The sequence below is a fragment of the Sediminibacterium sp. FW305-C-269 genome, assembly GCF_058231045.1.
Window position 1 is genome coordinate 160,252 of record NZ_JBIQXQ010000003.1, and the last position, 21,851, is coordinate 182,102.

Annotated in this window: 16 protein-coding genes and 1 tRNA gene; 9 read left to right on the top strand and 8 right to left on the bottom strand. The window is 48.0% G+C overall.

What is annotated here, in order from left to right:
* Positions 1-35: 35 nt before the first annotated feature.
* From ACH3Y6_RS10640 to ACH3Y6_RS10655, 4 genes are all read right to left on the bottom strand, one after another.
* Complete coding sequence (locus tag ACH3Y6_RS10640) at positions 36-257, bottom strand: hypothetical protein (RefSeq protein WP_490835594.1); 222 nt, start codon at positions 255-257, stop codon at positions 36-38.
* Positions 258-300: 43 nt separating this feature from the next.
* On the bottom strand, positions 301-1,080 hold the full coding sequence (locus ACH3Y6_RS10645) for a (Fe-S)-binding protein (protein WP_490835595.1): 780 nt from the start codon (positions 1,078-1,080) through the stop codon (positions 301-303).
* Positions 1,081-1,182: 102 nt separating this feature from the next.
* Positions 1,183-1,512 carry a DHCW motif cupin fold protein gene (locus ACH3Y6_RS10650; RefSeq protein WP_490835596.1) on the bottom strand — a complete coding sequence of 110 codons (330 nt, stop codon included), beginning with the start codon at positions 1,510-1,512 and terminating at the stop codon, positions 1,183-1,185.
* A gap of 96 nt (positions 1,513-1,608) precedes the next feature.
* Entirely contained in the window at positions 1,609-2,922 is a 1,314-nt protein-coding gene (locus ACH3Y6_RS10655; RefSeq protein WP_490835597.1) for a 4Fe-4S dicluster domain-containing protein, read from the bottom strand.
* Between the two features lie 97 nt (positions 2,923-3,019).
* Between ACH3Y6_RS10655 and ACH3Y6_RS10660 the strand changes: the two genes are divergently transcribed.
* The 4 genes from ACH3Y6_RS10660 (at position 3,020) to ACH3Y6_RS10675 (ending at position 7,496) form a co-directional block, all read left to right on the top strand.
* On the top strand, positions 3,020-3,520 hold the full coding sequence (locus ACH3Y6_RS10660; protein ID WP_490835598.1) for a phosphoribosyltransferase family protein: 501 nt from the start codon (positions 3,020-3,022) through the stop codon (positions 3,518-3,520).
* A gap of 141 nt (positions 3,521-3,661) precedes the next feature.
* Positions 3,662-5,389, top strand: a complete 1,728-nt coding sequence (locus tag ACH3Y6_RS10665; RefSeq protein ID WP_490835599.1) for a phospho-sugar mutase — start codon at positions 3,662-3,664, stop codon at positions 5,387-5,389.
* Positions 5,390-5,611: 222 nt separating this feature from the next.
* A complete protein-coding gene (locus ACH3Y6_RS10670; RefSeq protein WP_490835600.1) occupies positions 5,612-6,268 on the top strand; it encodes a protein-L-isoaspartate(D-aspartate) O-methyltransferase in 657 nt (218 codons plus the stop codon).
* Positions 6,269-6,317: 49 nt separating this feature from the next.
* Entirely contained in the window at positions 6,318-7,496 is a 1,179-nt protein-coding gene (locus ACH3Y6_RS10675; RefSeq protein WP_490835601.1) for an MFS transporter, read from the top strand.
* Between the two features lie 68 nt (positions 7,497-7,564).
* On the opposite strand, the gene ACH3Y6_RS10680 is transcribed toward ACH3Y6_RS10675, so the two are convergent.
* The 3 genes from ACH3Y6_RS10680 to ACH3Y6_RS10690 form a co-directional block, all read right to left on the bottom strand.
* A complete protein-coding gene (locus ACH3Y6_RS10680) occupies positions 7,565-10,219 on the bottom strand; it encodes a TonB-dependent receptor (RefSeq protein ID WP_490835602.1) in 2,655 nt (884 codons plus the stop codon).
* Between the two features lie 161 nt (positions 10,220-10,380).
* Positions 10,381-10,980: a DUF445 domain-containing protein gene (locus ACH3Y6_RS10685; protein WP_490835603.1), complete on the bottom strand. Its 600-nt coding sequence runs from the start codon at positions 10,978-10,980 to the stop codon at positions 10,381-10,383.
* A gap of 53 nt (positions 10,981-11,033) precedes the next feature.
* A tRNA-His gene (locus tag ACH3Y6_RS10690) sits at positions 11,034-11,107 on the bottom strand.
* Positions 11,108-11,275: 168 nt separating this feature from the next.
* Here ACH3Y6_RS10690 and ACH3Y6_RS10695 point away from each other — a divergent pair.
* A complete protein-coding gene (locus ACH3Y6_RS10695) occupies positions 11,276-13,420 on the top strand; it encodes a carboxy terminal-processing peptidase (protein WP_490835604.1) in 2,145 nt (714 codons plus the stop codon).
* Positions 13,421-13,475: 55 nt separating this feature from the next.
* Complete coding sequence (locus ACH3Y6_RS10700) at positions 13,476-13,979, top strand: UpxY family transcription antiterminator (protein WP_490835605.1); 504 nt, start codon at positions 13,476-13,478, stop codon at positions 13,977-13,979.
* Between the two features lie 159 nt (positions 13,980-14,138).
* Here ACH3Y6_RS10700 and mtaB read toward each other — a convergent pair whose 3' ends face one another.
* Positions 14,139-15,413 carry a tRNA (N(6)-L-threonylcarbamoyladenosine(37)-C(2))-methylthiotransferase MtaB gene (gene mtaB / locus ACH3Y6_RS10705; protein WP_490835606.1) on the bottom strand — a complete coding sequence of 425 codons (1,275 nt, stop codon included), beginning with the start codon at positions 15,411-15,413 and terminating at the stop codon, positions 14,139-14,141.
* A 169-nt stretch (positions 15,414-15,582) separates the two neighbouring features.
* Between mtaB and ACH3Y6_RS10710 the strand changes: the two genes are divergently transcribed.
* The 3 genes from ACH3Y6_RS10710 (at position 15,583) to ACH3Y6_RS10720 (ending at position 21,717) form a co-directional block, all read left to right on the top strand.
* Positions 15,583-18,840 carry a protein O-mannosyl-transferase family gene (locus ACH3Y6_RS10710; RefSeq protein ID WP_490835607.1) on the top strand — a complete coding sequence of 1,086 codons (3,258 nt, stop codon included), beginning with the start codon at positions 15,583-15,585 and terminating at the stop codon, positions 18,838-18,840.
* Between the two features lie 138 nt (positions 18,841-18,978).
* Entirely contained in the window at positions 18,979-20,076 is a 1,098-nt protein-coding gene (locus ACH3Y6_RS10715; RefSeq protein ID WP_490835608.1) for a vWA domain-containing protein, read from the top strand.
* Between the two features lie 93 nt (positions 20,077-20,169).
* Positions 20,170-21,717, top strand: a complete 1,548-nt coding sequence (locus ACH3Y6_RS10720) for a sigma 54-interacting transcriptional regulator (RefSeq protein ID WP_490835609.1) — start codon at positions 20,170-20,172, stop codon at positions 21,715-21,717.
* Positions 21,718-21,851: the final 134 nt, after the last annotated feature.

Genomic DNA, 21,851 nt, shown 5'->3' on the forward strand with positions numbered 1-21,851 from the left:
GACCAAAGGTGAAAACAGGCTGTTCCATAGAGGATTCAGGGCCTGCGGCTGAAACGCATAAAACTCAGGAGGGTACCGCTAAGCACCGCAGCCAACAGCCTGGCGGCAATGGCAGAACGGGTAAAAAGCTGTGCCCTGGTTTCGGGAGCTTCCTTCAGTAACAACGATAGAAGCCAGCTGATCAGCAGGGTGGCAGCGAACATGTATGCGGTGATCGCCAGCCATTTTTTCCAGCTAAAATTTTTTCGGGCGAACATAGGTAGTCATTGTGTTTGTGTATGCCGATAAGCTTTCAGAAACCTATTCCATACTTGCAGCGATCATTTCTGCCAGGTCCAGAACGGCCACTTCATTTTCCTTCTCGCGGTTCTTGACACCGTCGGTCATCATGGTATTGCAGAAAGGACAGGCTGAGGCAATGAAAGAGGCACCCGTTGCCAGCGCTTCATCCGTACGTTCAATGTTGATGCGTTTATCGCCTGGTTCATCCTCTTTGAACATCTGTGCGCCACCGGCACCGCAGCAAAGGCCATTGGATCGGCAACGTTTCATTTCCACCAGTTCTGCATCCAGCGCTTCCAGTACTTTACGGGGTGCTTCATAAATATCATTGGCACGGCCCAGGTAACAGCTGTCGTGGTAAGAGATCTTTTTTCCTTTGAAACTGCCGCCCTCTTTCAGTTTGATCCGTCCTTCGTCAATGAGTTGCTGCAGCAAAGTGGTATGGTGGATCACTTCATAGTTACCACCCAGTTCGGGATATTCGTTCTTGAGCGTATTGAAACAATGCGGACAGGTGGTCACGATCTTCTTGATGCCATAACCGTTCAGCACCTGGATGTTCTGGTAAGCCATCATCTGGAACAGGAATTCGTTGCCGGCACGCCTGGCGGGGTCGCCGGTGCAGGCTTCTTCTTTTCCGAGGATCGCATATTTGAAACCTACTTTATCAAGAATGGCAGCAAAAGCTTTGGTGATCTTCTGCGCACGCTGATCAAAACTGCCGGCACAGCCCACCCAGAATAGGATATCGGGACTTTCTCCTGCTGCCATCATCTCTGCCATGGTGTTCACTTTCATATCCGAAAGATTTATACGAATGTAGCTGAAATTTGCATACAACAGAATGTAATGAATGTAAGAAATTGGCCTGGTTACAAGCCATTTGATCAGGCGTTTTATCTAATCAACGATCAGTAATACGCAGCCCTGTTTTGAATAGGTTCTGTGCGCATCGCTATTGTCGCCCACCGTGTAAATAAGCCCTTTGCTAAGGGTATGTTTGCTGCCGTTGGCAAGCTCAGTTTCCATGGAGCCTTCTATGCAGAAAATGATATGTCCCTTGCTGCACCAGTGGTCTGCCAGGTATTCAGGTGAGTAGGTCACCTGCCGGATCCTGACATCGTCTCGGTAAAACGTTCTCCATTCCGCAAACCCCGTAATGCCCGGTTTGATCTCCGGCGTGATATCAGCAAAGTCGGTGATGGAGAAAGGGAAGTCGGAGAGTTTCATAAGATACGTTTCAATCTTAAAGATCAAGCCCGCATATCGAAACAGTTCAATGTATCATTCATTATTCAACATTCCTTGTTCAATATTCGATATTCCCTAGGCTGTTTCTGCCGCCCATTTGTCCCGTTCATCCGGTGAGAATTTCCAGGGGGCGAAGTTATTCTCGATATTGCTGAATGTGCTGTTCCATTCCTGCGGAGCATTGCTTTCTTCCATAATCAGGGAACGGCGCAGTTCGGTGATGATGTCGAGCGGAGAAATACTTACCGGGCAGGCTTCCACACAGGCGTTGCAGGTGGTGCAGGCGCGAAGTTCTTCCACGCTGATATAATCATGCAGCAGTGTTTTGTTATCGGCTACAAACGATTTATGCTGGTTGATATTGCGGCCAACCTCTTCCATGCGGTCGCGGGTGGCCATCATGATCCTGCGGGGACTCAGCTGTTTCCCTGTAAGGTTGGCCGGGCAGGAAGCGGTGCATCGGCCACATTCTGTGCAGCTATAGGCATCCAGCAGGCTTTTCCAGCTCAGTTCAAAAATATCTTTCGCGCCGAAATGTGCAGGTGGCACCGCATCGGCGGGTACGGTTTCGGGTTGCATGGCATAAAGCACTTCTTTCTGCACTTCGGGCATGTTCTTCATTTTGCCATTGGGCTCCAGCCGGGCAAAATAAGCATTCGGGAATGCCAGTATGATGTGCAGGTGTTTGGAATAAGGCAGGTAGTTCAGGAAAGCGAAAATGCCCACAATGTGCAGCCACCAGCAGCTGCGTTCGATAGCTGTCAGACTACCATCGCTCAGACCGGAGAACAGCGGGCTGATGAGACTGGAAACGGCAAAAGAACCTGTTTGCAGATAATGTTCGCTACTCCTGGACTGTAATACCTGGTCGGCGGCGTTCATGGTCAGGAACAAAGACATCAGGATGATCTCAGTGAACAGGATATAATTGGCATCGCTCCTGGGCCAGCCGTTCAGGTCCTTGCTGAGGAAGCGTTTCAGTTTCAGAAGGTTTCTCCGGCTGAGGAATACCAGGCAAACAACGATCACGCCAACTGCCAGGAATTCGAATGCGTTGATCAGCCAGTTATACAGGTCGCCCAGCAACGGGGCAAACAGGCGATGGGTACCCAGGATACCGTCCAGCACAATCTCCAGCACTTCCAGGTTGATGATGATAAAACCGGCATAGATCAGGAAGTGCATGAAAGCCACCAGCGGGTTCTTGAACATCTTTTTTTGTCCAAATGCCAGTAACAGCAGGTTACTCCAGCGCTTACCGGGTTGGTCGTTCAACTGCTCTTTTTTGCCCAGCAGAATATTTCTTTTGATCTCGCCTGCTTTTTTGGCAAATAACCAAACGGCTGCCACGGAAATGAGCACAAACAGGATTTGCTGTAGATAGTGCATAGTAATCGCTTATTTTGCTAAGATAACAAATTGACGAGTTGCAAAGAGATTGTGGGTTGGTTTTATTGTTGTTACTTTTGACTGATAAATCCTGATTATGGCAGCAAAGAAATACATACTGAACCGGGAAGCGGCAGAACAGAAGCTGCACCGGATGACATTGGAACTGGCCGAAAGCCTGAACGGAGATACGGAGCCGGTTGTTTTGATCGGCATCCGGAACAGTGGCACCGTGATCGCAGAGAAAATAGCAGGACTGCTAAAAAATTATATCAGTAACGAGATCAGAGTACTCTCGCTGACCATGGATAAGAAACACCCGATAGAAATCACCTTGAATGAGAAGGTATCTCTCGATAACCTGCATGTGGTCATCACGGATGATGTTACCAATAGCGGCCGCACTTTACTGTACGCACTCAAACCGTTACTGGAGTACTTCCCCAAAAGTATCCAGACATTGGTACTGGTGGAACGTATGCACAAACTGTTTCCCATTAACCCCGATTATGTGGGCTTGTCTGTGGCCACTACACTGCAGGAGCATATCCAGGTGGAAGTGGAGAATGGGGTGTTGACGGGTGCTTATATACAATAACGGCTGATATTACCCGATGATCTTTGTAGCATAGGCCGACATAGCCACCGCAAATCAGGCAGAACCTCTGCAGTTGGCTGAAAATGCAAAAAATATTCATAAACTTGTCAGTAAAAAGAACCTTCACTTAAACTTAGTATTATGGATGCTGCCATTCAGGAGCGGATCAATGTCTGGGTAAACGGACATTACGACCAGGACACAAAAGACACCATTGCCCAATTACAGAAAGAGAACCCCGATGAGCTGGCAGATGCTTTTTACCGGAACCTTGAATTTGGTACCGGTGGCTTACGTGGTATTATGGGCGTAGGTACCAACCGTATCAATAAATACACCATTGGCATGGCCACGCAGGGCTTTACCAATTACCTGAAAAAAACATATGGTAACGAACAGATAAAAGTGGCCATAGCGCACGACAGTCGCAACAACAGCCGATTTTTTGCAGAGACCACTGCCCATGTGTTCGCCGCCAATGGTATAAAAGTATACCTGTTCGAAGCCCTGCGGCCCACACCGGAACTCAGTTTTGCCATCCGGAAACTGGGTTGTAAGGGAGGGGTGGTCTGCACAGCATCACATAACCCGCGTGAATACAACGGGTATAAAGCTTATTGGAACGATGGCGGGCAACTGGTACCGCCGCACGATAAGAATGTGATCAGGGAAGTGGAAGCCATCACCAATGTGAATGAAGTGAAATGGAGCGGTGGTGATGCCAATATCACCCTCATCGGTAAGGAAATGGATGATGCCTACCTGGATATGGTGAAAAGCCTGAGTGTTTATCCGGATGTGATTGCCCGGCAGAAAGACCTTAAGATCGTATATACGCCGATCCATGGTACCGGTATCATGCTGGTGCCAGAAGTGCTGAAGCGTTTTGGTTTTACCAATGTGACCATTGTGGAAGAGCAGGCTACACCTGATGGTAATTTTCCTACGGTCAATTATCCAAACCCCGAAGAGAGCGAGACCATGAGCATCGGTCTGAAAAAAGCCAGGGAGTTGGATGCGGATATATTACTGGGCACAGACCCGGATGCCGACCGGGTGGGTATTGGCGTCAAGAACCACAAAGGCGAGTGGGTGCTTATGAATGGCAACCAGACCGCCGTGCTGGCTTTCAGTTACCTGATGGAGGCAAGAAAGGCCAAAGGCATCGCACAGCCCAATGATATGGTGATCACCACGATCGTTACCACCGAAATGATCAATGAAGTGGCCAGGCAGAATGAAGTGGCCTGCTACAATGTACTCACCGGGTTCAAATGGATCGCCGAAAAGATCAAGGAGCTGGATGGACAGAAGAACTACGTGATCGGCGGTGAGGAAAGTTTCGGACTGATGATCGGTAACCAGATCCGCGATAAAGATGCAGTAAGTGCTGTGGCCCTGATGTGCGAAATGGCTGCTTACGAAAAGAACCAGGGCAGAACACTTTTCGATAAGATGATAGAACTGTATATCCAATATGGTTTCTACTACGAAAACCTGATCAGCATTACCAAAAAAGGAATGAATGGGCAGAAGGAGATCGCAGATATGATGGAGAGTTACCGTAACCATCCGCCCAAAACCATAGCCGGAGCACAGGTGGCCACATTGCTGGATTATGAATTGCAGAAAGGCACCAACCTGGTAACCGGTGAAAGCTGGAAGATAGAACTGCCCAAAAGCAATGTGTTACAGTTTGTAACGGCAGATGGCACCAAGATCTCGGCCCGGCCATCGGGTACCGAACCCAAGATCAAATTTTATTTCAGTGTGAACACGCAGCTGAAACGAAAAGAGGACTTCGACAGCACATATGCTATGCTGGAGAATAAGATCAAGGCGATCATTGCGGATATGAACCTGCAGTAATAGCGGCTACTATAATTTATCATTGCACAGATGTGCTGAATTCTCAGTCATCTGTGCTTTTTACATGATTGGTTTCTGATGCGAACCAGCCGTTCCATAAGCCATTTTATTCTTGTAGAACATTGATTCAATGTGGGTTAATTTTGTGTCTCAACAGTTTCTGTTCACAGCATGGGTTCTATACCTGTCACATGCCAACTATGCAGTATATTCGTAGTGTTTATGAGAAAATACGAAGATACATACCAGCATAAGGGGCTGCGGAAAAAACTCGTTGACCTGCTGCGTGAAAAAGGCATCACGGATGAACGCGTACTGGATGCCATCAATACCATACCCCGCCATTATTTCCTGGATTCGGCTTTTGATAAAATCGCTTATGAGGACCGGGCTTTTCAGATCGCGGCCGGTCAGACAATTTCTCAACCCTATACGGTAGCCTACCAGACTCAGTTGCTGCAGGTAAAAAAAGGAGACAAAGTGCTGGAGATTGGTACAGGCAGTGTGTACCAGGCAACCATACTTGCCGAAATGGGGGCGAGGGTGTACACTATTGAACGCCAGAAAAAATTATACGATCTGCAGAAAGAATATTATTTCCGAAGCAAGTACCCCAATATCAAATTCTTTTTCGGAGACGGTTTTGAAGGGTTACCCACCTATGCACCGTTTGATAAAGTGATCATTACTGCGGCTGCCCCTTTAATTCCCCCCAAGCTGGTGGAACAGTTAAAACCCGGCGGTTTGATGGTGATACCATTGGATGAAGGAGGTTCGCAACGCATGCTTCGTTTAACCAAACAGAAAGATGGAACTGTGAGCGAAGAGGCTTTTGATCTGTTCTCTTTTGTACCCATGCTCACAGGTAAGAATCCGTAACTTATCGACTTCTGCCTTGCGGCTGAAAGGAAACACCCATATCTTCCCTATGCAAAAGCAAAGATCAGTAACGGTACTTCCTTTTATTGTGGCAGCACAGTTTGCCTGTACTTCTGTATGGTTTGCAGGGAATGCGGTCATTAACGATATTATCCGGCATTTTGCCTTGCCCACCGAAGTGCTAGGACACCTGGTGTCTGCCGTACAATTGGGTTTTATAACGGGAACTTTGCTGTTCGCGGTATTTACGGTTTCAGACAGGTTTTCTCCTTCGCGTGTTTTTGTGGTATGTGCGCTTGCCGCTGCCTTGTGTAATCTTTCTGTATTTGTAGCGGAAGGTTTTTCCTCATTGATGCTGGCGCGTTTTGCCACTGGTTTCTTCCTGGCAGGCATTTATCCCGTGGGCATGAAGATCGCTGCCGACCATCACCAGCAGGGACTGGGCACCGCATTGGGCTGGCTGGTAGGAGCGTTGGTATTGGGTACGGCATTTCCGCACCTGGTACATGTATACACAGCCAGTTTCTCCTGGAAATGGGTGATCGCTATAAGCGCTTTGCTGTCAGTAACAGGTGCGTGGATCATAGGGTTGTTTGTACCAGATGGACCCTACCGGAGCAAAAGCAACGGCTTCGATCCGGCAGTGTTGCTGAAGATATTCCGTAATGCAGATTTCCGGTCTGCAGCCCTTGGTTATTTCGGTCATATGTGGGAGCTCTATGCATTCTGGGCCTTTGTACCTTCCGTATTTCACACTTATTTTTCGGTTCATAACGACCAGGGAAATGAGCCTGTTGCGTTGCTGTCGTTTCTCGTGATAGCCATTGGTGCGCCGGCCTGTGTTATGGGCGGTTATCTTTCGCGCAGCTGGGGCAGTGCGAGAACCGCATTTCTGGCACTGCTGATCTCCGCAAGTTGCTGTTTGTTATCGCCGTTCTTTTTTCAATTACCTTTCCGGGTATTCCTGTTGCTGATGCTGGTATGGGGTATGTCTGTGGTGGCGGATTCTCCGCAGTTTTCTACGTTGGTAGCAGGTTCCATTTCACCTGAAGTCCGGGGTACAGCGCTTACCATCACCAATTCTATCGGTTTTACCATCACCATTCTCAGTATCGAAACCCTCAATTACCTGCGCGATGATCTTCCTTCCCGGTATCTCTACCTGCTACTTGCCGCAGGCCCGCTGCTGGGTATGCTGGCCATGAAACGACAGTTGCGCAAAACCTGACCGGTCCGCAAAAAAAAGAACCGCCCAAAAGGACGGCTCAGATATTTTGATTAGTGTATTTTTCAATTCTACTGCTGCATCATTTCCATTCCTCCACCCTGGTCGGCCTTGGTGTTTTTGCGTTTGAACAGGGTTGCATCAAACTTACCAAAGCGGTAGCTGAAATTCAGACGGAGTACCTGCTGGTCCCTTCTTCTTTCACTGGTCTGGGTAAAGAAAGTGCTTTCGGAGTATGATTTGAAGACCTGGGTACGGAACACATCATTCATGCTCAGAGTCAGGGATCCGCTCTGTCCGTTCTTCCATGTCCAGTCTTTTCTGATAGCCATATCAAATCCATAACGGGGCAGGTTGTAACCCTGCGAGGTAGATTGCGGACCACCCCACATCATACCACCACCGCCACCACCACGGCCGCCCATACCACCGGAGTTTGGAGGTAATACAGATTTTGCCTGGTAATCACCACTGAACTGAACAGACCAGCCCTTGGCTATTTTAAAGTTATTGTTCATTTTACCAAACCAGCTCACCATGGAATTGCTCAGGCTTTGGCCGGGTACGGTTGCATTGATCTGTGAGTTGAACAGATTTACGTTCACGGTAAAATCCCACCATTTGGTCAACGCCATTTTGTTGGTCAGTTCCAGACCGTAAGAATAACTGTAATCAGCATTGATATACGTGTTAAAATAAGCACTATCGCCACTTACCAGTCCATTTTTATCCCTGTACACATAACGGGTAATCAGGTCTGTCGTATGCTTGAAGAAAGCAGTAGCCAGGAAATTGGCACCACGGGTATACGCATTGTTGTAAGAAACCTCGAATGAATTGGTGAACTCTGGCTTCAGTCCGGCATTACCGATGTTGATGTTCTGCGGATCGGAATAATCGGGGAACGGCATCAACTGGAAGAAATTAGGACGGTTCACACGACGGGAATAATTCAGCTGCAGGTCCTGCTTGTCGTTGATCTTATACGTGATGAACGCACTGGGAAACAAACTCAACGGGTACTTCACTTTGAAAGTAGCTGAATCCTGTCCTTTGGCATTCAGCAGGGTACCGGTGTAATTGGAGCTTTCTGCGCGGAAACCTAACTGGTAGCTCCATTTTTTCACTTTGAAGCTGTAAGTAGCATAAGCTGCCGACACCTGATCGTAAAATTTATATTTGTTGCTGATGCCCGGAACCAGGTTATAACTGCTGCTGCTGTAATCATAGCGGTATTGATCGCTCATGTTATGGAAGTCCCTGATGGCTGTTCTTACACCCGCTTCCAGTTTGCTGTCATCACTCAGCGGGTTCTCGTAATCTGCCTGGACGATATAATTCTTGGTGGCGCCGCTGCCCAATGTCTTTTGGAGTAAAGCCTGTCCTTTGGTTGCGCCGTTGCTGTTATAGGTCTGTGTACCGATATTGGCATTGTTCTCATTATTGCTGGAGTTGTAGTTGAAGTCAGCAGAGATGTTATGCCCGCTCTTGGTAAAATTGTGTTTGTAGCTGATCTGGGTTCCTACGTTCCGCATAACCGCACTGCTGTTCGTGCTGATCTGGTTATAGGAAGTGAATACAGACTTGATGGTAGAGTCGACCCGTTGTGTCTGTTCGTTGTCGAACTGTCCTCTCATGAAGTTACCTGCTACTGAGATCGTATTACGGTTGTCGACCAGGAAATCCAGTCCTGCACGTGCAAAACCGAAATATCCGGTGTTGACGCCGTTACTGGTATTGTACACGCTGCTGGGGGTATACAGCAGGTTAGTTCTGTCGGTGATCCCGTCTGAAATGGATTTACGCTGGTTGAAATTGGCACTCAGCGAGAAGTTGATCTTGTCCTGACGCAGGTTCAGGTCGCCGCCCAGGTTCAGCTTGCCGCGTGAATCGATACCCGTTCTAATACCGCCGTTGTACCCTGTTTTTTTGTTCTTTTTCAGTACGATATTCAGGATACCCGCATTACCGCCCGAAGCGTCGAACTTGGCCGAAGGGTTGGTGATCAGCTCCACTTTGTCAATGATATCGGCAGGGATCTGGTCAAGCGTAAGTGTGGTAGGACGGTTGTCGATAAACAGGGTAGGGCTGGCATTACGCATGGTTACGTTACCATCGATATCCACGTTCAGCGAGGGGATGCTTTTCATGATCTCGGTAGCCGTCTGGCCTGAGCTGACCAGGTTTTTGTCTACGTTGAATATCTTCCGGTCGATCCCCAGTTCGAGTAATGGCTTGGCTGAAGAGGTAACGGTTACATTACCCAGGTTGGTGGCGTCTTCTTCCATTTTAATATTACCCAGGTCCTTATCGGCCATGGCCAGCATCTGCTGCATATTACCGCCATTGGCTGCACCACCCTGTGGCATTTTGATGCCGAAACTGATGGGCTTTTCCACCGATTTATAACCTAAAGCGCTGATCTTCAATTTAAAATTACCGAAAATGGGTAGGTTATCAAAGCTGAAATCACCATTTGCCTTAGTGATCAGAGTGTTTAATATCGCTTCTTTCATTTTTTTGGTGGCCGTATCAAAACGGTTGCCTACCAGCTGAACGGTAACAGATTCCAGTCCCTTATTGGTCTTGCTATCTACCAGTTTACCGTAAAAATGGCCAATATTTATGCTTTGGGAGTTGCCTCCGCCGCGCATGGCTCCGGGCATCTGGGCAAAAGCCGTGATAACGAGGAGTTTGAAAATGGCAATCGTAAATAATTTTCTCATGATTCTTTTATAATTATATAATGCAAAGTTGCGATGCAATAGGGCCATGCCCTTTTTTCATTACACCAGCGGTAATAAGACAATTTTGAATGGATAAAGTTGGTGCATGGGGGGTAGAACTATCGATATTGTCGGTGATTCCTCCTTTTAATCGGTAATTCTTACAAAGAAGTCAGCAAAATCTGTAATAAACCAATTACAAATCCCAGCACTCCGCCAAGGATCTCAACAAAACGGAACTCTTTTGCCATGATGCTGTTCAGGATCTGCTCCAGTTTATCTGAGGAAAAACCGGCAACTTTCTCGATCACGATCTTTTCCAGATCAAGCTGCTCCTGCAGGGTTCCCATATAGTTTTTCATCAGAACGGGGAATAAGGTCTCCAGTTCGGCCAGGAATACCGATTTCAGCTCGTTAATGGTCTTATCGCCGATGAACATGCTGATCACAGGCATTTGTTCGGCCAGTTTTACCCGCAGGAACTGGTCAATATGGCCTTCTACATGCGGCATGATCTTCTTAAGATTCTCCGGGTGGGTGATCCTGGATTCTATCTCGCTGAACGACAGCAGTTCTGCGCTGACCAGTTTACCCAGTTTTTCAGCAAATTGCCGTTGTCTTTTGGGAAAAATGCCATGCAGGGTGAACCAGAGTATCTTTTTAGGCTCCCTGGGATGGAACAACATTTTGATGGCGATCCAGTTGGTGAACCAGCCAATAAAAGCAGATATCAGGGGAATCAGTACCAGGCCGTAGCTCATGTCTTTAAATTTAAAAACCTATCCCGCCTTAAGGCGGGATAGGTTTTACAGAGGGAGAACGATGGGTCTCGAACCCACGGCCTTCAGTGCCACAAACTGACGCTCTAACCAACTGAGCTACGCTCTCCGTTTTTGGGACGGCAAAAATAGGAAAATTCAGGATTACTTGAACGTCATTTTACACAATCTTTTTCTGAACCGCTCATCAAAACCTTTGTTAATTGGGATAAGTATTGGTTCCTCAACCGGTTTTTAGGCTATTTTTGGAACAGTCATGCAAAAATTTACGCATTTTATGAAGAGTAGAAAAGGGTTATTGTTGGCGGCCATCGTATTGTTTGGCGGCCTGTTCTTTGCTTTCAGGACTTCTGGTATCGGGTCTACAGATATACTGGTCACCCAGAAACAGCGTTTGCTGAACGCCGTAGGTTCCATCCTGGAGCAGCAGCATTATAGCCCTAAGATTATCAACGACGATTTCTCCCGGCAGGTATTCAAAAAATACCTGGAAGACCTGGACGGCGATAAGTCGCAATTTCTCCAGTCTGATATTGCCGCCCTTAAAAAATACGAGAACAGCATCGATGATGAGATCCATGAAACGGCCCCTATCCAGTTTGCACCTGCCGTAAGTGCGGTGTACGATCAGCGCATCAGGGATGTGATGGGCATTTACCGCGAGATACTTGCGAAACCTTTCAGTTTTACTACTGATGAGACCGTGGAACTGAACGGCGACAAGCTGAATTATGCAAGTACCGAAGCGGAACGAAAAGAACGCTGGCGCAAGAAGCTGAAATATTATACCCTGGAAAGGTATGCCGACCTGCTGGCACAGCGGGAGAAAAACAAAGGACAGAAGGATTTCGTGGTGAAAGCCGACAGTACACTGGAACGGGAATCGCGCGAGAAAGTGCTCAAGATCATGAATGAGACCTATGAACGCATCCAGAAGACATTCAAGGAAGATGAACGCTTCAACTCATTCATCAATGTGATCACCAACCAGATGGATCCGCACAGCGATTATTTTCCGCCGGTGGAGAAAAGGTCTTTTGATGAGAATATGAGCGGCAAATTCTATGGCATTGGCGCCACACTGCAGAAAGATGACTATGGTATCAAGATAGCCGCCGTGGTTACGGGTGGTGCCGCCTGGAAATCGGGCGAGATCGTGGTGAATGATATCATTACCAAAGTGGCGCAGGGCAAAGAGGAACCTGTGGATGTTACCGGTTACGAAACTACCGATGCGGTAAAACTGATCCGTGGCAATAAGGGAACAGAAGTGAGACTGACCATCAAGAAACAGGATGGTTCCATCAAAGTGGTTTCCATGATCCGAGAGGAAGTGGTGGTAGATGAAAGATATGCCAGAAGCGCTGTGATCCAGAACGGTAATGATAAGATCGGATATATTTTCCTCCCTGATTTTTATTCCGATTTTGAAGATGCCAGTGGCCATCACTGCTCGGAAGATGTGGCAGAAGAAGTGAAAAAGCTGAAAGCCGAGAACGTAAAAGGAATTGTGATCGATATCCGCAGCAATGGCGGCGGTTCCCTCTATGAAGTGGTGAAAATGGTGGGCCTGTTCATCAAAAGCGGACCCGTGGTACAGGTTAAGGAAAGAAGCGGCCGGGTTGACCAGAATACCTGGAGGGATAACGATGAGTCGGTTCTGTATGATGGTCCCCTCGCAGTGATGGTGAACGAGTTCAGCGCCTCTGCCAGCGAGATCTTTGCCGGAGCCATACAGGACTACAAACGTGGTGTGATCATCGGCAGCACTTCAACCTATGGTAAGGGCACGGTGCAGCGTCAGGTTCCGTTCGGCAACCGCAACGACCTGTTCAGCGGCCGTACCGATATGGGGGCGATGACCCTTACTTTCCAGAAATTCTACCGGATCAATGGTGGATCCACCCAATTAAAAGGGGTGACTCCGGATATTGTCTTACCCGATGCGCTGGAATATTACAAGGGACGTGAAAAAGACAATCCCGGTGCACTGCCTTACGACGAAATACCCAAGCTGAGTTACCAGACCTGGAGTAACGATTTTGGACTGGAGAGCCTCGCCAAAAAAGAAAATGAAAGGCTACAAAGTAATCCATCCCTGAACCTGTTGAAGAGTAACCTGCAGTGGCTGGCTAAAAATGCTGAACTGCCGATTGATCTGAATCTCGAAAAATACAAAGCCCGTCAGCAGCAGATCATGTCTACTGTGAACCAGAATAATGCATTGTTAAAAGCAAAGCAGGATCTGAACGTATCAGCACTGGCTGCCGATAAGGATAAGTTTTATAACAATCCCGACCCGTCAAAAGGAGAGCGTTACCAGGCCTGGCTGAAGTTTTTAAAGACCGATATGCATATTGATGAGAGTGTGAAGATCGTAAGCCAAATGGCGCACTCACAAGTGCAGATGGTTGCCAAATAAAACGGACACCTGAAAATTATTACTGTATTTTGCAATACTAAACTGGCTGACTGCGATGCAAGTTGAAAAAAAATGGTATGCTTTATACACGAAACCCCGCTGGGAAAAAAAGATAGATGCCGCACTGGTCAGGAAGGGGATAGAAAGCTGGTGCCCACTGCAGAAAGTGGAACGTCAGTGGAGCGACCGTAAAAAAGTGATCGAGGATCCTTTGTTCAAATCCTACGTATTCGTTCATATTGACGACACAGAACGCTCCAAAGTACTTATGACGGACGGAGTGCTCAATTTTGTATACTACCTGGGTAAACCGGCTGTGATCAAAAACGAGGAAGTTGACCTCATCAAAAAATACCTTGCAGAAAAAGACGCGAGCATTTCCATCCTTTCCCAGGAAGGCTACAAAGAAGAAATGCGTATCAAAGTGAACCACGGCGTGTTCATGGGTAATGAAGGTACCGTTATACGTGGTGGCCGCAAGAAGGTCTATGTGAAACTGGAAAGCCTTGGCCAGGTGATGGTGGTCGAGTTCCCCGCAGAATTTTTATCGCCGATATAGTCGTGAGGGGTGAGTCGTCAGTCGTCAATCCTGAGTCGTGAGAGAATAGAGGACTGGGTATTGTCTTTGTGAATAGTGAATTGTGAATGGGCAGCCCTATTGACAATTCACCATTCACAATTGCCTACTCACCACTTACCACTGACGATTCACGATTCCTCACATCTTCCACTCCACCACTTCATTCGCCCATTCTTTCCGGTACGGTGTGCTGATGCGGATATAGTTGTCTGTATAACCCTCCATCATGCCATTTTTCTCAAAAGCTTCAAACAGTACTTTCCGGGTTTGTCCGGTGAACTGGTTGGTGAAGTATTGCATCTTCATGTAGGAAAGATTACGCAGGGTCTTATTGCGTTCGTTGCGGACAGATATCGGCACTACAGGTTTGATATCGAGCGCCTTGGTATTGTCGCGTTCGGAGTAAGTGAATACGTGCAGATAAGAGATATCCAACGAATGCAGGAATTCAAAGGTCTCTGTAAAATGGGCATCGGTTTCTCCCGGGAATCCTACGATCACGTCCACGCCGATAGCACAATGCGGCATCAGGGTCTTGATGAGTGCCACACGTTCTGCATAGAGCTCTCTTTTATACCGCCTTCTCATCAGCTTCAGGATCTCATTGCTTCCGCTTTGTAGCGGAATATGGAAATGCGGCATGAATTTGTTGCTGTTGGCTACGAATGTGATGATCTCGTTAGTGAGCAGGTTGGGTTCGATGGATGAAATGCGATAACGTTCAATACCGCTCACCTGATCCAGTGCTTTTACCAGGTCAAAGAAGTTCTCGTCGTATTTGATGGTTCCATCGGGTCCTTTGCCAAAATCGCCCAGGTTAACGCCCGTCAGTACGATCTCTTTTACGCCATCAGCCGCCAGCTGTTCGGCATGGGCCACCACATTGGCCACATTATCGCTGCGGCTTTTTCCCCTTGCCATAGGGATGGTGCAGAAGGAGCAGTTATAATCACAGCCATCCTGCACTTTTAAGAAGGTCCGGGTACGGTCGTTCTGCGAGAAAGAGGCATTAAAGCCGCTCACTTCATCAATATCGCAGCTGCAGATACGGGCTGCATCGCCCTTGGCCAGTTCGCCGATATGTTGGGCGATATTGAATTTCTCGGCAGCGCCCAGTACCAGGTCAACCCCCGGTATGGAAGCGATCTCTTTGGGTTTCAGCTGGGCATAACAGCCCGTGATCACCACAAAACTTTCCGGTGCCTTGCGCTGGATTCGGCGCACCAGCTGCCTGCATTCCTTATCGGCATTGTCTGTGACGGAACAGGTATTGATCACGTACACGTCGGCCTGGTCATCGAACTCCTTCTTCTCAAAACCCTCATTCTCCAGCATACGCGAGAGGGTGGAAGTTTCTGAAAAATTGAGTTTACAACCCAGTGTGTGAAAGGCAACGGTCCGCTTTTTTTCCATAGAGGGGGCAAAGATAGGAAAGTTAGCAGTTTGGGTGGGGCTTTCGGTTCCCTTCCCCGGTCCGGGTACCCTCACCCTAAGGTTTTCTTAAAATAGGGCAAACCCCCATCTCCATTTCCCGGTTTACGATATAAAAGTTATGTTTGCCAGTCTTAAAAAACCAAAACAAATGCAGTTTAAGAAGATCAACAATCTTGTTGGATGGGTAGTAGCCCTGATAGCCTGTACTGTTTATATCCTGACCACGGAAGCCGGAGGCAGTTTCTGGGATTGTGGTGAGTTTGTAAGCTCCTGTTTTAAACTTCAGATACCCCATCCTCCGGGAGCCCCGCTGTTTGTGATGCTGGGCCGTATCTTCATTATTCTGTTCGGTGATAATCCGCTCACTGCCGCCAAAGCCGTGAACATCATGAGTGCCCTGGCCAGTGGCTTCACCATCTTATTCCTGTTCTGGACCATTACCCATTTTGCCAGGCGTATCGCCAACGTTAAGACCAGCGATACCCTTACCATGGGCCAGGTTTGGTCGATCATGGGAGCCGGTGCAGTAGGTGCCCTGGCCTATACTTTCAGTGATTCATTCTGGTACAGTGCTGTAGAGGGCGAGGTATATGCCATGTCATCCTTCTTCACTGCTATCGTTTTCTGGGCCATCCTGAAATGGGAGAACCATGCTGATGAACCCGGTGCGGACCGCTGGATCGTGTTCATCTTTTTCCTGATGGGATTGTCTATCGGCGTTCACCTGCTGAACCTGCTGACCATCCCTGCGATCGTCATGGTGTATTATTTCCGCAGAAGAGAATCTTTTCAATATGAAACAGTGCGTAAATGGTTCCTTCGCTTAGTGGCGATAGGAGGTGTTCTTGCCGTAATCGGCGCACTGATCAGCGCCTCTGCCGAGTCTACTGATAATGTACCTATGGATGGTACCATGGCAGGCCTGATGCTGGTAGGCGTATTGGCGGCTATTGGTCTGCTCTTCCTGGTAGAAAAATGGGGTAAGGACAAAAAAGCCTATTATGGCGGGATCTATATTTTCTTTGCCATCGGTTGCGTGATCACTGGTATCGTACAGGTAGGCGTAATTCAGTATTCAGTAAAACTGGCCGGTACTTTTGACCGTTATTTCGTGAACGGTCTTGGACTGCCGTTCTTCTCCGGTTTCACTTTCTTCTTTGTACTGGTAGCTGTACTGATCTGGTTCGGTTTGAAATATGCCAGCAAAAAAGCATGGGCCTATTTACGACTCGGCATCTGGTGTTTCACCTTCATGCTGGTAGGCTATAGTACGTATGTGACCACCATGATCCGCAGTAATGCCAATCCTTCGGTTGACATGTACAACGTGGATAATCCGATCAGCCTGGTGGGATACCTGGGCCGCGACCAGTACGGAGACTTCCCGCTGCTCTACGGACAGAAATTTACAGCTGACCCGATAGACGTGAAGAATACAGGTATGCGTTACCAGAAATCGCATGATAAATACATTGAGCTGGGCCAGGACCGTAAATACGTATATGCTGCAGAAGATAAGATGGTGCTGCCCCGTGTATGGGATCCCAGCAACGACCAGAACCATGCCGATTATTATGCTTACTACCTGGGCATCAACAAAACCCGGGAAGGCAAATACGAAAGGGCTCCCACGCAGGCCGATAACGTGAAGTTCTTTATGGGTTACCAGACCTACTGGATGTATTTCCGCTATTTCATGTGGAACTTCTCCGGTAAGCAGAACGACAACCAGGGACTGTTCGCCGGAAATGTGCGTGACGGTAACTGGATCACCGGTATCTCTTTCTTTGATAACATGATCTATGGCGACCAGAGCAATATGCCTGACAGCCTCAAAAACAATAAGGCGAATAACAAATTATTCGCCCTGCCCTTCATACTTGGCCTGCTGGGTATGTTCTACCAGTTCAAGAAAAGGGGAGATGATGGTATCATTAATCTGTTACTTTTCTTCTTCACAGGTATGGCCATTGTGTTGTACCTGAACCAGGCGGGTTACCAGCCACGTGAGCGTGATTACGCTTATGTGGGCAGTTTCTATGCCTTTGCCGTATGGATCGGATTGGGGGTGCTAAAGGTACGCGACTGGCTGACGAAGGGCTTATCGCAGGCAACTGCGGCCTCGCTGGCAACGGTGATCTGCTTACTGGCGGTTCCCGTAGTGATGGCGCAGCAGGAGTGGGATGACCATGACCGCAGCAAAAAAGAACTGCCGCGCGACCTCGCTAAAGACTACCTGGAAAGCTGTGCGCCTAACGCCATCCTCTTCAGTTATGGCGATAATGATACTTACCCGCTTTGGTATGCACAGGAAGTGGAAGGCATCCGTCCGGATGTTCGTGTGGTGAACTTCAGTTTGTTGGGTATCGACTGGTACATCAACGAACTCCGTTACAAAGTGAACCAGAGTGATCCTGTAGATGTGATCTGGACGACCGAACAGATCGAGGGGGGTAAACGCGATTATGTTCTGTACCGCCCGCAGCCAAGCATTCCGGAGAACACCTATTACGACCTGTATGATCTCATGAAGAATTATGTAGGCAGCGATGATCCGGCCAAGATGGACGACAGGGGGAACGGTGAGGGACTGAACACCTATCCCGTTAAGAAAGTATCCGTTCCGGTTGATAAGGCCTTCGTGCTCAAGAACGGTACCGTTAATGCCAGTGATAGCGTGGTGAGCGAACTGCGTTTCGACATACCGAAGAATGCGCTGGTGAAAAATGACCTCGCGCTGCTGAACATCATCGCCGCCAACAAATGGCATCGCCCGATCTATTTTACAGGACCTTCTGCTGACCTTGGCTTTGACCAGTACCTGCGCCGGGATGGATTGACCTATCGCCTGGTGCCTGTGGAGAACAGTCATGTGAATACAGACTGGATGAAAGAAAAAGCCATGAATGTATTTGCTTTTGGTAACGCCAATGTGAAAGGAGTATACTTTGACGAAGAGAACCGTCGCCACCTGGGTACCATCCGGACTGCCTATGCAGACCTGGCCATGGATCTGTCTGCAAAAAACCGTAAAGAGGAAGCCCGCAAAGTGCTGGAGAAAGCCGACAAGATGCTGACCAGCGCCGGTAATTTTGATTATGGTATGACCAGTCGCGGAAACATGCATAACCGTACATCATTACTGTTCCTGCAGGCCTGTTATATGGCAGAAGACACCACCCTGGCCAATAAAGTAGCTGCATCGGTGAAGAAAGACCTGCAGCAGCAGGTGCGTTACTACAATTCTCTGGGTGGACAGAAAGGAGAGAATATGGCCGACGAAAAGCGTATGGCAGAGAACTACATACAGGGGCTTGAACAGATGCAGAGTGTGTACAATCCGCGTATCCAGATACCCGGCAAGTTGATGGCGCCGAAAGGATCTGCTGACAGTACTCAAAAATAACATTTCATGATCAATGACAGAAAGCCCGGGATTCCCGGGCTTTCTGTTTTACGGGCCGGATTTATTTCCTATCCCGCAAACCAATGCCGGGCATCTTCGTTATTATTGTAGTACTCATCTTTTTTGTAGTTTACAGTTATGCGGGGACACCGGTTTGTACATTTTAATCCACACGAGAACGATAAAAGCAGGTTTGAGCAACTGCTCGACCTTTTCATGCAGTTACTCACCTATACCAATGGCGATGCATCGGAGGCATTGGATTGGCTGAACCAGCTCGACCGGAAATACCAGCTCACCAATGACGAATACGGCATGGGTGATTTTATTGATGACCTCAAACAGAACGGTTACCTGCAGGAGAATCCGATCGATGGAAGTTTTAAAATTACCGGTAAATCGGAACAGACCATCCGCAAGAAAAGCCTGGAGGAAATTTTCGGGAAACTAAAGAAGACCCAGCAGGGCAATCACCAGACATTCAAACCGGGACAGGGGGATGAACAGAATTCCGATACCCGGCCCTTTCAGTTCGGCGACATGCTGGAGCAGATCGATTTTACGGAAAGCATCCGCAACGCGCAGATCAACCACGGAGTCGAGAGTTTTTCGATGAAGGAAGATGACCTTCAGATCCGGGAAACGGATTTTAAAACACAGACCTCCACTGTATTGATGATCGATATCTCACACTCCATGATACTGTATGGGGAAGACCGGATCACACCGGCCAAAAAAGTGGCCATGGCATTAAGTGAGCTCATTACCACCAAATACCCGAAAGACACGTTGGATATTGTTGTATTTGGTAACGACGCATGGAGTATCGAGATCAAAGACCTGCCTTACCTGCAGGTGGGACCCTATCATACCAATACCGTGGCAGGCCTGGAACTGGCAATGGATATCCTGCGCCGCAGGAAGAATCCCAACAAACAGATCTTTATGATCACCGATGGCAAACCTACCTGTTTAAAGATCGGCGGGCGGTATTATAAGAACAGTTTCGGTCTGGACAGGAAAGTGGTGAACCGTTGTATCAACCTGGCGGCCCAGTGTAAGAAGCTGAAGATCCCGATCACCACGTTCATGATCGCATCAGATCCTTATCTGCAGAAATTTGTTCAGGAATTCACAGAGACCAATCACGGCAAAGCATTTTTTGCCTCACTGGATAAATTGGGCGCTTTCATCTTCAAAGATTTTGAAAGCGGCAAACGGAGAACGGTGTATTAGGCGTGAATCGTGAGTTGTCAGTCGTGAGTAGTAAATTTTACTCCCATTCACCACTCACGATTCACGATTCGCCCCTCAGTAAAACAAAGCATTATGGACATCAAAAAAATAAAGACCCTTGGTCAGCTGAAGAAAAGCGGTTATCGGCCAAGATCGGTGAAAGAAGAGATCAGGGATAACCTGATCAAAAGTATTCGTAATAAGGAGAACCCATTTGAAGGTATCCTGGGGTATGAGGACACGGTGATACCGGATACGGAGCGCGCGTTGTTGAGTCGCCACAATATCCTGTTCCTGGGTTTGCGCGGACAGGCCAAGACCCGCATGGCCCGCCAGATGGTGGACCTGCTTGACGAATACATACCCGTGGTGGCAGGAAGTGAAGTGAACGACGATCCCATGAACCCACTCAGCAAATTCGCCAAAGACCTGATAGCGGAGCATGGTGATGATACCCCGATCCAATGGATCCACCGGGCTGAGCGTTACGGTGAGAAGCTGGCCACACCGGATGTAAGTGTGGCCGATCTGATCGGCGATATTGACCCCATCAAAGCGGCTAACCTGAAACTGAGTTTTGCCGATGAGAAAGTGATCCACTACGGCATTATCCCCCGGAGTAACCGGGGCATTTTTGTGATCAATGAATTGCCTGATCTGCAGGCAAGGATACAGGTGGCTTTGTTCAATATTCTGCAGGAAGGGGATATCCAGATCCGCGGCTTCAAGCTGCGGATGCCACTCGATATCCTGTTCGTATTCACTGCCAACCCCGAAGATTATACCAACCGGGGAAGCATCGTTACCCCGTTGAAAGACCGTATCGAGAGCCAGATATTGACCCACTATCCCAAAGACATTGAAACCTCACTGGCCATCACCGAACAGGAAGCGGATGTGCTGGAAGTACAGAAAGAAAGGGTGGCGGTAAGCGACCTGGTAAAACGGTTGATAGAACAGGCGGCATTTGAAGCCAGGTCGAATGAGTATGTGGATAAGAAAAGCGGGGTAAGTGCGCGTCTGACCATCGCGGCTTACGAAAATGCTGTGAGTAGTGCGGAACGCCGTGCCATCATTCACAATGAGGAGGAGACACAGGTATGGATCAGCGATCTTTCGGGCATCATTCCGTCTATCACCGGTAAAATTGAACTGGTGTACGAGGGAGAACAGGAAGGACCTTACCAGGTAGCACTTAACCTGTTGGATAAAGCCATACGCACGCAGTTCGTACAATATTTCCCCAATCCCGAGCAACTCAAGAAAAAAAGAAGTGCCGGTAAAAGATCGGTAGAGGAAAAGGAACCCGAGAATCCCTATAAGACCATTACCCGTTGGTTTGATGCAGGCAATCACCTGGACCTGCTGCTGGATATGAAAGACGGCGACAAGATCGCCAACCTCTACAAAGTGGATGGTTTATATGGTTTCGTGAAAAAATATTTTCCGCATGCCAATGAAAAGGAAAATGCCCTGTTGATGGAATTTGTACTGCACGGCCTGTCCACCTATTCCATGATCAGCAAAAAAATGATCGACGGTAAGATCGAATTCAAAGACCTGATGGGCAGTATGATGAACCTGGGTTCTTTTAATATGGATGAGGAAGGGGATGAGTTCAATGAAGAGGACTATCGGTAGGGAATGTTGAACAGATGAACAGATGAGCAAGGAACAGATGAGGTAGTGATTACTCCGATCCTTGTTCGTCAGTTCCTTGCTCATCTGTTCTATACGGAATCTTTGTTTTTCTCTGCCCCACGAAATGGATTCAG